Here is a 12558-nt window from a genome sequence, read left to right as displayed (position 1 = left end):
CGGGTGGAAGTAATAAACGGCAAGTTTAAGCCCTGAATCGTGTTGATACCTCTACCTGAAAACAATAACAGTGTTATAAAAAGAGGTCCTGACCGTAGATACAGTCACACCCGAATTCAGATAATAAGTGCACATACAGTAAAAATCGAGATTATATGAAAAAGTTAAGTATATTTTTATTTATATTCTTTTCATTACCCGCATTGGCTAATGATGAATATTCTTTAGAAGAAAAAATGAAAGCGCTTGATACAGAGCTTTTTGAATCTTTTAACAACTGCCAGAACCCCGAAGAGTTAGAGAGACATTCTAGTTATTTTTCTTCTGATGTTGAGTTTTATCACGATAACGGCGGTGTTACTTGGGATCGAGAAAGTATGATTTCAAATACTAAGAATAACGCATGTGGTAACTACACTCGTAAACTTATAGAAAGTACCTTCAGAGCCTATCCGGTTAATCAGTTTGGTGCAATTACCGAGGGTGTTCACATTTTTTGTAACACTAAAACCAAAATATGCACAGGAAAAGCTGATTTTGTAATAGTTTGGCGTAACCTAAATAATAAATGGGAAATTACTCGAGCACTGAGTTACGGGCACCGTGAAAATAAATAGAATTATTATAACAAGGGAGTCGAGCACGGAATTGCCAAATGTTTTCTCGGTTTCGCTTTGCCCCACAGTTTAGCAAACAATTATCAGCCGCTTATGTGGCATTACACATCAAAGAGGATTTGCAATGTTTATAGTCATGTTTGAATTCGTGGTCAAGGAGGGTTTCGAAGAGCAATTCCTCGCTTCCTGGCCCGCTACGACACAAGGTATTTATCTTTTTAAAGGCAGTCTTGGTTCAAGGTTACACAGAGATAAAAATGGCGCTTTTATTGCCTACGCGCAGTGGCCTGATGAAGAAACCTATCGTAAAGCATCTGACATAGCAATGAGTGATGAATACGAGAACCAGCGTAAGTTGATGCGTGACAGCCTCAATCTGGAAGCGACCAAAATTATTTACGAAATGGAAGTAGAGTTCGACTACTTACAGCGTAGAGTGTTTGCTGTATAACAAATAAGTCAAGCTCGTCCGGTAGTGCGGCCCTATTCAGACGTTCTAAGATCTCAACAAGGAAGGTTTTATGATCTACAAAAATACAATATTGCCACTCTGTTTTTTGTCTACGAGTGTACTTGCCGCCAATAACTATGCATCGGTGGAATTAACGTACTTGCAGCCAACCAAAGCGCAAAGCACCTGGCTTCGGGAAAAACAATTTATGCCTCGCTATCCTGTTGAGCTTGCTATGAAAGGTATCGCTGGTTGCGGTATCTTTAAAGTGAAAGTAGATGAAAATGGCCAAACCGAGAGAGTCACTCTCGTGAGCTCAGTACCTGAAAAAATAATTTCACAGCCAGCGGCGAATGTTATCAATGACTGGAGCTGGACATTGGCAGAAGGCAAAATGTCAGCCAGCGAAGAAAAGCTGTTAAGACTGGATTTTTGTATGGGCGGAAGCACGAAAAAAGCGTCTTTGTTAAACTGTAAGCAACAGGCCACTCTGGCATGTAAATAGGGCTCATCTATCTATCGCTTTTTATTGCTTTCAGGCCAGTTAATACACTACCTACCCATCTGCTGGACGTGAGCGGTCTCTCGGTTACTCAAACTGACTGGTCGCTTCTTACACCTGATAGCCTGTTGAATTTAACCCGCTTTACACCACTCACCACCATAATCTTAATTCCTGCCATATTACCAACCCTCACCCTATCGTCTTTTTTTATCGGGCGATCAACAGTATACCCCAAGTGTCTATGATTAAGAGCGCAGAACCAGCTTAGCTGTTACCATACGCTGCAAAATAATATGGCCTTCGATAACTTATCTAACGTAGCGCGCAAAGCGCGGCACGGTCGGCTTTTATCAAATCACTCGGAATTCACATGGCTCTTAAAGCAACCATTTTTAAAGCGGATATTTCCATTACCGACATGGACCGCAATTATTACAATGATCACAATTTAACGATTGCGCGGCATCCTTCTGAAAATGACGAGCGAATGATGCTGCGGATGATTGCGTTTATCGTTAATGCTCATGAGCAACTGCAGTTCACCAAAGGCTTATCTGATGATGAAGTGCCCGATTTGTGGCAAAAAAGCTTCAGCGACGTAATCGAGCTATGGATTGAGCTAGGCCAACCTTCTGAACAACGTATTAAAAAGGGCTGTAATCAAAGTCAGCAGATGATGATTTACTCCTATGCCGACAGAAGCTTTGAGGCTTGGTGGAAGAAGGAACAAAGCAAATTACAGACTAAAAAAAATCTGTCGGTGTTTACCTTACCTGAAGCGCTCTCAGGCACCCTTGCTAAGGCGGTTGCACGTTCTATGCAGATTCAGGTCACTATTCAGGACGGACAAATCTGGCTAACTATTGAAAGCGCTGAAGCCAGTGAATGTATAGAAGTCGAAATTGAGCAGCATCTTTAAAGGCCTCAGGAGGCGAGTAAAGCTGTGAGCTTCAGTGCCTTTTGCAAGATAGCGATTAGAGCCTGGGGGTACCTGTCGGCTGTTTTAACACGACCTGGGCCTGGCAGAGCTAAAGCACCAACCTAGACCAGGGTATTAAGCGATAAAGCCCAGATGTTGGTGGTGGCGGGGCAGCGGCCTTTTAAGCCACCTTTAACCTCGCTTTGCTGTACTAACTCCAGCTTATAGTGGGCCTTGTAATGGTGGCGCACCTCTTCTGCGTTCACCGAAAAGGGCGGGCCGGGCATCTGGCTTTGATCATAGTCAAAACAAATAAGCAGCTGCGGGGCGTGGTGGGTAATCTGGCGCAGGTGAGTGGTATACTTGGCGCGAAGGTCTTCGGGCAAGGCCACCAGAGCGGCGCGATCATAGATGGCGTCAATCTGGCTTAAATCGTGATCTTGCAGGGTGAATAGGTCGCCCACAAAAACCTGAATGCCCTGGGCCGTATACAGCTTACCGCAGCTGCGATCTTCTACCATCGGGGTAATGTTCAGGCTTTCAAACAGTTGCTTTACGGCCAGTTCACTAAGCTCGGCGCCCACCACCTTGTAGCCTTGCTCCATCAGATAACGGATATCCAGCGTTTTGCCACATAATGGCACCAGAATACGACTGCCGGGGGCCAGGTGCAGCTTAGCGAGGTGGTTCACCAGGCCGGGATTGTATTGTTCTTCGTGAAAACCAATCTCGTTTTGTCGCCATTTTTTATGCCAGAACTCGTGTTCCATAGTAACCTCATTAGCGCGTAGAGATGTGGGGGATACTTGTTTGTAGTCAGGCTGTTAACTCGAAAAGCCACGAAGAAAGCCAGATACAAAAAGCCAGTAAAATCAGGCTCCATAGTACCAACATAATCAAATGCGAGGCCGGGGCGCCGCGTACCGAATCCAGTTTACGCTCAATTGTGGCGGGTCGCCAGTAGCGTAATAGCAAGCCCGTGAGCACGGTTAGACCAAAGCCCGTCACATTCCACCAGAACCAGAACAGCGGACTGTCGGTCAGCCAGAGGGTGGTGTTGCAGATAACCCCGGCCAGCAGCGCAATATTAACCTGTATCGAGGCAACCCGCTTGCTGTGTATGCCCAGTAAAAAAGTGGCGAGTACGGGGCCGTAAAAAACTGAACCAATTTTATTGATCGCCTCGATCACGGTGGGGGCAATATTGCCCGCATACAGTGATAACACCAACGTAACCACACCCCATGCAATACCGGCAATCCGTGCCTGTTTAAGATACTGACGGTTGTCGGGTTGCTGGCCGGTGATACGCGAGATATCTTCTACACTTACCGCGGCCAGGCTGTTTATTGCTGAGCTGAGTGATGACATAGCAGCAGCCATTATTGCCACTACCATAAAACCCACCATTCCACTGGGCAGGTACTCCACAATAAAAATAGGCATCATCCAGTCAGGTTCACCGGCGGGGATTTGATTCATCAATTGGGTGTCAGATAAAAACAGGGTGCCAATAACCAAGCCTGTGGCACAGTATAAAGCGGTAATAGGGAAACGTAGCAGAGCCACGCTAATCAGCAGTTTACGTAAGTCACCCAGGCTCTGGCTTGACAGCGAACGCTGGGCTTCAGACTGATCGCAGCCATAATACGAGGCGTACAGCACTATGCCGCCAAACAGCATAGGTAGCAGTCCAAAGTCAGAGCCGCTGAAACCCAGACCGGTAAGATTGACGGTATTTAGTCGGGCTGGGTCAGCCTGCTCTATTACCGCGGCCATACCGCCCATCGCATCAAGGCCCACCCATAAACACAACCCGGCCCCCGATACAATCAGTATCATTTGTATCGCATCGCCATAGACTACGGCTTTCATGCCGCCCATGGCCGAATATATCAGGGTGATCACACCAATAAGCATGATGGCGTGCCACTGAGCCAGACCAATAGTGCCTTGTAGTATTAATGAGATGGCGTAAATCATAATAGCAGTGGCAAAAGAACGACTAAGCTGAAACACCAGACTGATGAGTATTCGGGTAGAGCGGGCGAACCGGCGTTCAAGATAGTCGTACACACTTACCACTCCCGCCTGATGCAGGGTGGGCAACAGCCGCCACAACAAAATGGCCATAGCTGCGGGCAGCGCCAGCTCGTAAGACAACCAGATAAGCCCACCACCTTCGCGCAGACCCACAAATGCCGGGGCCGAGATAAAGCTTATAGCTGACAGCTGGGTTGCCATTACTGACAACGACAGGGCGGGCCAGGATAGGGTGCGCCCGCCTAAAAAATAATCCTGCTTATCTGACTGTTTTCTAAATAAAGCGCCCAGGGCCAACAGACCCAATAGATACGAGCCGATAATCACATAGTCCAGCGTTGCCATAGTTACCTCCTTGTATTACGGGTTGATTACCGGGGGCCTGGCTTTATAAGCTAATGCCTGTGCCCCACAGTAAGTTAGCGGGCGCTCGCATAACCCCGTGGCGGATCTCAAAGCCGTCGGGGCGATCATTTTTAATTAATACCGGGCCATCCAGATCAACAAAATCAACGTCGTTGCACAGCAAAAAGGCCGGCGCCATGGCCAGCGAAGAGGCGACCATGCAACCCACCATAATTTTAAAATCCAAACTTTTGGCGGTGTTATACAAGGTTATGGCTTCGGTCAGTCCGCCGGTTTTGTCCAGCTTGATATTCACCGCCTGATAGCGCTTTTTTAAAGTGCTTAAGTTGTCGCTGGTATGGCACGACTCGTCAGCACACAGGGGCACCGGACATTCATACCCTTCCAGTGCCGCGTCATCGGCTACGGGCAGAGGCTGTTCGATCAACGCGACATTTAAATCTTTTAGCTGGGGCGCCACCTCTTTAAGTAAGTCGATACTCCAGCCTTCATTGGCATCAACAATAAACTGGCTATCAGGGCAGGCGTGGTGAATAGCCCGTATTTTTTCTACCACTTCGTCAGGGCCTAGCTTTACTTTGATCAGCTGTGCCTGACCCAGGCTTAAGGCTTCCTGCTGCATTTGTGCGACCGCACCCACACTGACCGTTTGCGCGGTAACGCACTGAGCGGGAGGCGTCAGGCCGGTCAGCTCGCCGACCGAGGTTTGTCTGTAGTTAGCGGTTAAATCCCAAAAAGCGCAATCAAGGGCGTTGCGGGCAGCGCCTGCTTGCATAAGCTGAGGTAAGCGGGCGTGATCATCGATATGGGTTAATTGGGGCGCCAGGGCGTTCAGCTGACTAAGGGTATTGTCGATAGATTCGCCGTAGCGTGCGTAGGGTACAGCTTCGCCACGACCGGTAAAGCCCCGCCAGTGAAGCTGAACTACTACCACATCAGCATGGGTTTTTGCTCCCCGGGAAATACGAAACTCACGGGCCAGAGGCAGGCGTTCATGAGTAACGTCAAGGATCAGGCTCATAATGAAGCCACCAGTTCACTGACCCCGTGCCGAACCGGGTCCGCGCAAGGTAGTTCCAGTTCCTTCTGCGTTTGCTCACACCAGTCACGGGCTTGCTTATCGCTGACCGAGGAGGTATTTACCGCAATGCCGGCAACATACACATCCGGATTGGTCAGGCGCGCGGCAGTCAGGTTTAACTCAATAGTCTGGGCCAGTGTAGGCTGAGGCTGGTGGGGCAGGGCGCGCATGTGCGTTCGGTTTAGCGCATGGCAAACAATCAGTGCATCGGGCTGTGACCCATGCAATAAACCTAAGCTAACCCCGGCGAAGGCAGGATGCGATAAAGAACCCTGTCCTTCGATAATATCCCAGTGATCAGGATCGTTGTCAGGGCTTAAAGATTCAGCCGCACCGCTGATAAAATCGGCTACTACACAATCGATAGGAATGCCTTCGCCAGCGACCAATATGCCGCATTGTCCTGTGGCTCGAAAGGTAGCGGCCTGGCCATGTTGTTGCAAATACCGGGCGATACTAAGCGAGGTGTACATTTTGCCAACTGAACAGTCGGTGCCCACGGTCAACAAACGCTTACCCTGTCTGCGTTTGCCGGTACCGGTTTTAAAAGTACTGAGCGGATGACGTATGTCTATCAGCCGAGCTTGCATAGCTTGCGCTTTTTCTACCAGTTGCGGATAACCTGACAGTTTATCGTGTAAGCCGCTGACAATATCCAGGCCTGCATCCAGCGCTTTTAATACATGCTGCAAATAACGTTCGTCTAAATGGCCGCCACTATTGGCAAAACCTAACACAAAGCTTTTGGCACCCAGTTCGACCGCTTCTTCAATAGATAATGACGGACAGCCGGTACTTACCTCACACCCCGGCAGCCGGTACTCGCCAACGCATTTTTCAGGTCGCCAGTCAGCGGCGCTACGGGCCATTTTGATACTTAAGGGGTCAGTGGCATCGCCAATAAACAATAAATAGGGAGACTGCAGCACGCGGTAATTTTCCTGTATTAATTATAAGCCAGTTAGCTTTATCATACCCTTTGGGCAAGACACAATGCTAAATCTCAAGGTGATTGACTAAAACCCTTCGTAACACCAGACTACATTCCGGATTGGGTTACACGTACCATCTCAATATGGGGAATGCCGTCTTCATCATACGGTTCGCCAACTACGTTGAAGCCAAAGCCCTGATAAAAGGCTATTAGATAAACCTGTGCCGAAATACGCAAGCCGGTTCCTGGAAATGCACGTTCGCACCGTTTGATGGCCTCTGACACCAGTTTTTTACCGTTACCACTACGGCGCGATGTATTTGCAGTTAACACTCTGCCCATTGCCGGTTCGGCGTACTTAATACCTGGCGCCAGCACCCGGGCATAGGCCACCAGTGTCTTATTTTGCCAGCCAAGCAAATGGTGAGCGCTCAAATCCTCTTCATCAATATCTGGATATAAGCAGGTTTGCTCTAGCACAAAAACCGCTTGGCGCAGCCGATACATCTCGTGTACTGCCAGTGGTGACAGATCTTTCAGCTGTGCCCATTGCCATTCAATCATTGTGGGTGTCCTTAGGTTGCTCTTTTTGATTTCTCGTTTTGGTCTTTTGGTTACTATCGCAGTTACTACTGCTTTTTATTTACGGTTTAAGCCTACCAGAGAGTAAGCCTCCTCGTCGCCTTCATCCGTCTTTTTGTGCTGTTAATACAAAGCGCCTGATGGTGTTTATAGATGCATAAAGGTGGGTGTCCAAAACTAACCTGACGTGGGTGTCCAGAAAATAGATTATGACTCGTGTGTTTCATCAGAGGCTTGATTTAGCTTTCAGGTAAGGTTTAAAAAGGTGGGTGTCCAGGACTAAGCTGACGTGTGTGTCCAGAAAATAGATTATGATTTTGTCTTTCATCAGAGGCTTGATTTAGCTTTCAGGTAAGGTTTAAAAAGGTGGGTGTCCAAAACTAACCTGATGTGGGTGTCCAGAAAATAGAGCTATGACTTGTGTCTTTCATCAGACGCTTGATTTAGCTTTGAGGTATGGCTTTAAAAGGTGGGTGTCCAAAATGTAAATGTGAGTGTCCTATTAATACTGCGTCTACCTACAAGGGTTGGGGATATATCAGACGGCCCAGGGGGCCACTTATAGAAATAAAGAGCAGACACAAAAAAGCCTGCGCAAGGCAGGCTTTTTTAATACGATAGACTGAAACTAAACCAGCTTACTCGTCTAAGAAGCTTTTCAGCTGCTCTGAGCGGCTAGGATGACGTAGCTTGCGCAGCGCCTTGGCCTCAATCTGACGAATACGCTCTCGGGTAACGTCAAACTGTTTGCCTACTTCTTCTAACGTATGGTCGGTGTTCATGTCGATACCAAAACGCATTCTTAGTACTTTTGCTTCACGCGCGGTTAGTCCGGCCAGTACTTCCTGAGTGGCATTTTTAAGACTACCCCCAGTGGCAGAGTCCAGTGGCTGAATAATGGTGCTATCTTCAATAAAATCGCCCAGGTGCGAATCTTCATCATCACCAATAGGCGTTTCCATAGAAATCGGCTCTTTGGCAATTTTCAGCACTTTGCGAATTTTATCTTCTGGCATAACCATACGCTCAGACAATTCTTCAGGGCTAGGCTCACGACCCATTTCCTGTAGCATTTGACGTGAAATCCGATTCAGCTTGTTAATGGTTTCAATCATATGCACCGGAATACGGATGGTACGGGCCTGGTCCGCTATAGAGCGGGTAATAGCCTGTCGAATCCACCACGTCGCGTAGGTTGAGAACTTATAACCACGACGGTATTCAAACTTATCTACTGCTTTCATCAAACCAATATTACCTTCCTGAATCAGATCCAGAAATTGTAAGCCACGGTTTGTGTACTTTTTAGCAATTGAGATAACCAAACGCAGATTGGCCTCAACCATTTCTTTCTTAGCACGACGCGCTTTCGCTTCACCAATCGACATGCGACGGTTAATGTCTTTAATATCTGCGATGACCAGGCCAGTTTCTTGCTCTACCTGATTCATTTTAGAAATGCTACGTTCGATATCTTCTTTGAAGTTACTTAAATCGTCGCTATAGCCATGGCCACCCTTTAAAGTAGCATAAAGCCAATCAGTAGAAGTTTCGTTGCCAGCAAATGCCTTAATAAAGTCCTTTTTCGGCATCTTAGCGTTAACCACGCAGTACTTCATGATAAGACGTTCTTGAATACGAACCTTGTCCATCATGTCACGCATGTTTCTTACCATGCGATCAAACTGCTTGGGAACTAAACGGAATTCTTTAAAAACTTCACTAAGTTTTTCGATTTGCTTACGCGAATCTTTGTGTGCACGGCCCTGCGTTTCAATAACATCGCGAGCAACGATGTACTGATCGCGAAGCTCGCCAAATTTCATGCGAGCCTGTTCCGGGTCTACGCCACCTTCATCTTCGTCTTCGTCATCATCGTCGTTGTCGTCTTCGTCGTCTTCTTCTTTTAGCTCTTGATCAGACAATTCAGAACCGATGTGAGTCGCCGTTGGCGCCATATCGCGGTCGTCATCAGGGTCAACAAATCCCGAGATAATGTCGCTTAAGCGAATTTCTTCGGCTTCGTATAAATCCCATTGTTCAAGCAAATACGTTATTGCTTCAGGGTACTCAGCTACCGAGCATTGAACCTGGTTAATACCATCTTCAATACGCTTGGCAATTTCTATTTCGCCTTCGCGGGTAAGTAGTTCAACGGTACCCATTTCACGCATGTACATACGAACGGGGTCAGTGGTACGGCCAATTTCGCTCTCTACCGTGGCTAGTGCCTGGGCAGCAGCTTCAGCAGCGTCTTCGTCCGCAGTGGTCTCTTGCATGAGCAGTTCATCAGAATCCGGAGCGGCTTCTGAGACCTGAATACCCATGTCATTGATCATGCGGATGATGTCTTCGATCTGGTCAGAATCAACTATGTCTTGCGGCAGGTGATCATTTACTTCTGCAAAAGTTAAATAACCTTGCTCTTTACCTTTTGCAATCAGGAGTTTAATCTGAGATTGCTTGCTTTGCGCCATAAAACCTACACTTCTCACATTTATTAATTAAGCAAAAAAGCACACTTGGGCCGTCACTATACGCTGCGCAGTCGTGCTTGCTGTCGTGTTGTTACCGCACCCGCCAGAACCGCTGATGGGTTTTATAGGTTGAAAAATGCTCGCTGCTTCTTTTACGTAAACTCGCAGCGAATTGACCAGTATAACAGAAAATAGGTTATATTTGCTAGGCTCGCGGCATGATTTTTAACCAAGACACGAAGCAAGTGCCTATTAAGCCTGGCGCTCCTTCATTAGCAAATTAAGTTCTTCTTTCTCTTCGCGGGTCAATGGTTGCATTCGTGACCGGGAAATAAGCGTTTCTATTCGGCTATCAAAATGCCAGTCAAGCAAACGGGCAAAACTATCGGCATAAACCCGGCTTGCGTCCTGCTCACTAATCAAATGTTCCTGATGCAGTAACTTTGCGATGACAGCAGAATGGGGATGGTCTCGGAAGTTTTCAATAACCTGAGCTGTTTTTGCTGCAGGATTTTCGTAACAGTAATGATGGACATCGAGTAACAATGCCATTCCAGCAATACCGCTGTTGGACAAAACCTGCGGCATCACATCTTCACATTCTTTTGCTAAAGCGGGCTGATCCAACAATAACCGAAGCATCATTCGCACCGGTGACTGACGGGTTTTGTGCACCGCTTCAAATTTTTGGTTAGCGGGCTTGTCGCTCCGCCGGTTCGCCTGAGCAATATCAGTTTGTAGCCGAAAACGGTCATATTCACCGGTATGTTTTGCCAGCTCTTCCTGTAACAATAATTTTTGATTCTCGCCCAGCACGGTATCTATTAAAGGCTGCGCTGCAGCTTTTAGTGCCATTTTGCCTTCGGGGGTGCCTACTCTATGGTTTTTCAGCAGGCTTTCAAAAAAGAAACGAGACAACGGGAGCGCCTCGTCAGTCAACTCGACAAATGCCTGAGAGCCTACTTTTCGAACCATAGTGTCGGGGTCTTCGCCATCAGGCAAAAATAAGAAAGTCAGCTTCACGCCATCTTTTAAGGCTGGTAAAGCATTTTCCAGAGCGCGCCAGGCCGCCTGGCGACCGGCGTTGTCACCATCGTAACAGCACACAATATGTGAGGTAGAGCGCATGAGCAGCTGTAAGTGTTCAAGTGTGGTGGCGGTGCCCAATGCTGCGGTAGCGATATTGATATCAAACTGACTCAGTGCCACCACATCCATATAGCCCTCGACCACAATCATTCGCTCAAGGCTACGGTTTTTCTGGCGGGCCTGATAATAGCCAAACAGCTCCTGTCCCTTATGGAAAATTCGGGTTTCAGGCGAGTTTAAATATTTTGGACCACTTTCATCAGGCAACACCCGACCACCGAAACCCACCACGCGGCCCCGACGATCGCGTATTGGAAACATAATCCGGTCGCGAAAAAAGTCATATCGTTTGCCCTGGTCATTCTGGTTTACCAGCTTTAATTCGATAAGCTGACGTACCCGGTCGCCTGAGTTGCCAAAACTGTTTAACAGTCCATCCCATTCGCTGGGCGCAAAACCAATTTCCCACTGCTTAACCACATCGCCCGACAACCCGCGGCTTTTTAGGTAATCAATAGCACGATTACTTTTATCGTGGGTGCGAAGCTGTTGCTGAAAAAAACGGGCAACTTTTTCCATCAACGCGTAGTCATCTTCCTGTTGCTGTTTTTTGGCCTCGCTCATGGCCGGCGGTCCGCCTTGCTCACGGGGAACTTCCAACCCGTGATGACGGGCCAGCTCTTCTATCGCTTCTACAAACTCAAGCCGATCAAATTCCATCAAAAACGAAATTGCGTTGCCGTGAGCACCGCAACCAAAACAGTGATAAAACTGTTTATCCTGACTGACGGTAAAAGACGGCGTTTTTTCGTTGTGAAAAGGGCAACAAGCCTGGTAGTTTTTTCCGGCTTTTTTTAATTTGACCCGGTTATCGACAATATCGACGACATCGGTTCTGGATAACAGATCGTCTATAAAATCCCGTGGTATTTTTCCGGCCATGAAGAGAATTCAAATAAGAAAAGTGTAGCTACTTTAACAAGCTAAAGGAAGGACGCAACCATTGACAGTTGCATCCAGAATATCAGGCCGCCAGACGGGCCTTAATTTTACCGCTCAGTGCGCCCATATCGGTGCGTCCCTGAACTTTAGGCTTCAAAAAGCCCATTACTTTACCCATATCCTGCATGCCGGTGGCACCGGTTTGGGTCATAGCATCATCAATAAGCGCGTTAAGCTCTTCGTCACTTAATGGCTGAGGCAAAAAGGTTTCAATGACCGCAATTTCTTTGCGCTCAGTTTCTGCCAGCTCAGGACGTTCAGCCTGATCATACTGTGAAGCCGCATCCTGACGCTGTTTAACCATTTTGGTTAAAACCCCCAGAATAGCAGCATCGTCAAGGGTGATCTGCTCATCGATTTCGCGCTGACGTATTGCTGCAACAGCCATTCGAATAGTGCCTAACCGCACTTTATCTTTGGCTCGCATTGCGTCTTTTTGCGCGTTCTTTAAATCATCAATTAGCGCCATGCTTATACACCTGACAGTAAGAT

The 12558-nt window shown here is 47.5% G+C and carries 12 protein-coding genes; 4 read left to right on the top strand and 8 right to left on the bottom strand.

Features of this window, described 5'->3' with window-relative positions:
- The first annotated feature begins 155 nt into the window (after positions 1–155).
- From JK130_RS00805 to JK130_RS00790, 4 genes are all read left to right on the top strand, one after another.
- The gene (locus JK130_RS00805) at positions 156–617 is read left to right on the top strand and encodes a DUF4440 domain-containing protein (protein ID WP_218352300.1); all 462 of its coding nucleotides are present in this window, start codon (positions 156–158) and stop codon (positions 615–617) included.
- Positions 618–741: 124 nt separating this feature from the next.
- Positions 742–1068, top strand: coding sequence for an antibiotic biosynthesis monooxygenase family protein (locus tag JK130_RS00800; protein WP_218352299.1), 327 nt, complete (start codon positions 742–744; stop codon positions 1066–1068).
- A gap of 70 nt (positions 1069–1138) precedes the next feature.
- Positions 1139–1573: an energy transducer TonB gene (locus JK130_RS00795; RefSeq protein WP_218352298.1), complete on the top strand. Its 435-nt coding sequence runs from the start codon at positions 1139–1141 to the stop codon at positions 1571–1573.
- 370 nt (positions 1574–1943) lie between these two features.
- Positions 1944–2492 (top strand): YaeQ family protein, encoded by a 549-nt coding sequence (locus JK130_RS00790; protein ID WP_218352297.1) that lies wholly within the window; start codon positions 1944–1946, stop codon positions 2490–2492.
- Positions 2493–2614: 122 nt separating this feature from the next.
- Here the strand turns inward: JK130_RS00790 and tmpT are convergent, their stop codons facing one another.
- The 8 genes from tmpT to JK130_RS00750 form a co-directional block, all read right to left on the bottom strand.
- Positions 2615–3262, bottom strand: coding sequence for a thiopurine S-methyltransferase (tmpT, locus tag JK130_RS00785; RefSeq protein ID WP_218352296.1), 648 nt, complete (start codon positions 3260–3262; stop codon positions 2615–2617).
- A 46-nt stretch (positions 3263–3308) separates the two neighbouring features.
- Positions 3309–4880: a sodium:solute symporter family transporter gene (locus tag JK130_RS00780; protein ID WP_218352295.1), complete on the bottom strand. Its 1572-nt coding sequence runs from the start codon at positions 4878–4880 to the stop codon at positions 3309–3311.
- 43 nt (positions 4881–4923) lie between these two features.
- Complete coding sequence (gene dgcA / locus JK130_RS00775; RefSeq protein WP_218352294.1) at positions 4924–5922, bottom strand: N-acetyl-D-Glu racemase DgcA; 999 nt, start codon at positions 5920–5922, stop codon at positions 4924–4926.
- Positions 5919–6911 carry an N-acetyltransferase DgcN gene (gene dgcN / locus JK130_RS00770; protein WP_343210968.1) on the bottom strand — a complete coding sequence of 331 codons (993 nt, stop codon included), beginning with the start codon at positions 6909–6911 and terminating at the stop codon, positions 5919–5921. Before dgcN ends, dgcA begins: the two co-directional genes overlap by 4 nt.
- A gap of 110 nt (positions 6912–7021) precedes the next feature.
- Complete coding sequence (locus tag JK130_RS00765) at positions 7022–7480, bottom strand: GNAT family N-acetyltransferase (protein ID WP_220099425.1); 459 nt, start codon at positions 7478–7480, stop codon at positions 7022–7024.
- A gap of 656 nt (positions 7481–8136) precedes the next feature.
- Positions 8137–9975, bottom strand: coding sequence for an RNA polymerase sigma factor RpoD (gene rpoD / locus JK130_RS00760; protein WP_218352293.1), 1839 nt, complete (start codon positions 9973–9975; stop codon positions 8137–8139).
- A 252-nt stretch (positions 9976–10227) separates the two neighbouring features.
- Positions 10228–12006: a DNA primase gene (dnaG, locus tag JK130_RS00755; protein WP_218352292.1), complete on the bottom strand. Its 1779-nt coding sequence runs from the start codon at positions 12004–12006 to the stop codon at positions 10228–10230.
- A gap of 82 nt (positions 12007–12088) precedes the next feature.
- A complete protein-coding gene (locus JK130_RS00750) occupies positions 12089–12535 on the bottom strand; it encodes a GatB/YqeY domain-containing protein (RefSeq protein WP_218352291.1) in 447 nt (148 codons plus the stop codon).
- Positions 12536–12558 lie beyond the last annotated feature (23 nt).

This window comes from Alteromonas lipotrueiana (genome assembly GCF_019249245.1).
In the GTDB taxonomy this organism is placed as follows: domain Bacteria; phylum Pseudomonadota; class Gammaproteobacteria; order Enterobacterales; family Alteromonadaceae; genus Alteromonas; species Alteromonas lipotrueiana.
Note: the sequence above shows the minus strand (reverse complement) of the source record. Positions and strands in the feature narration are given on the sequence as shown.

Bases quoted from the DNA above. Each gene is read 5' to 3' on its own strand.
- dnaG (WP_218352292.1), bottom strand. From the start codon at position 12,006: ATGGCCGGAAAAATACCACGGGATTTTATAGACGATCTGTTATCCAGA.
- dgcA (WP_218352294.1), bottom strand. From the start codon at position 5,922: ATGAGCCTGATCCTTGACGTTACTCATGAACGCCTGCCTCTGGCCCGT.
- JK130_RS00790 (WP_218352297.1), top strand. From the start codon at position 1,944: ATGGCTCTTAAAGCAACCATTTTTAAAGCGGATATTTCCATTACCGAC.
- rpoD (WP_218352293.1), bottom strand. From the start codon at position 9,975: ATGGCGCAAAGCAAGCAATCTCAGATTAAACTCCTGATTGCAAAAGGT.
- JK130_RS00805 (WP_218352300.1), top strand. From the start codon at position 156: ATGAAAAAGTTAAGTATATTTTTATTTATATTCTTTTCATTACCCGCA.
- tmpT (WP_218352296.1), bottom strand. From the start codon at position 3,262: ATGGAACACGAGTTCTGGCATAAAAAATGGCGACAAAACGAGATTGGT.
- JK130_RS00750 (WP_218352291.1), bottom strand. From the start codon at position 12,535: ATGGCGCTAATTGATGATTTAAAGAACGCGCAAAAAGACGCAATGCGA.
- JK130_RS00800 (WP_218352299.1), top strand. From the start codon at position 742: ATGTTTATAGTCATGTTTGAATTCGTGGTCAAGGAGGGTTTCGAAGAG.
- JK130_RS00780 (WP_218352295.1), bottom strand. From the start codon at position 4,880: ATGGCAACGCTGGACTATGTGATTATCGGCTCGTATCTATTGGGTCTG.
- JK130_RS00765 (WP_220099425.1), bottom strand. From the start codon at position 7,480: ATGATTGAATGGCAATGGGCACAGCTGAAAGATCTGTCACCACTGGCA.
- JK130_RS00795 (WP_218352298.1), top strand. From the start codon at position 1,139: ATGATCTACAAAAATACAATATTGCCACTCTGTTTTTTGTCTACGAGT.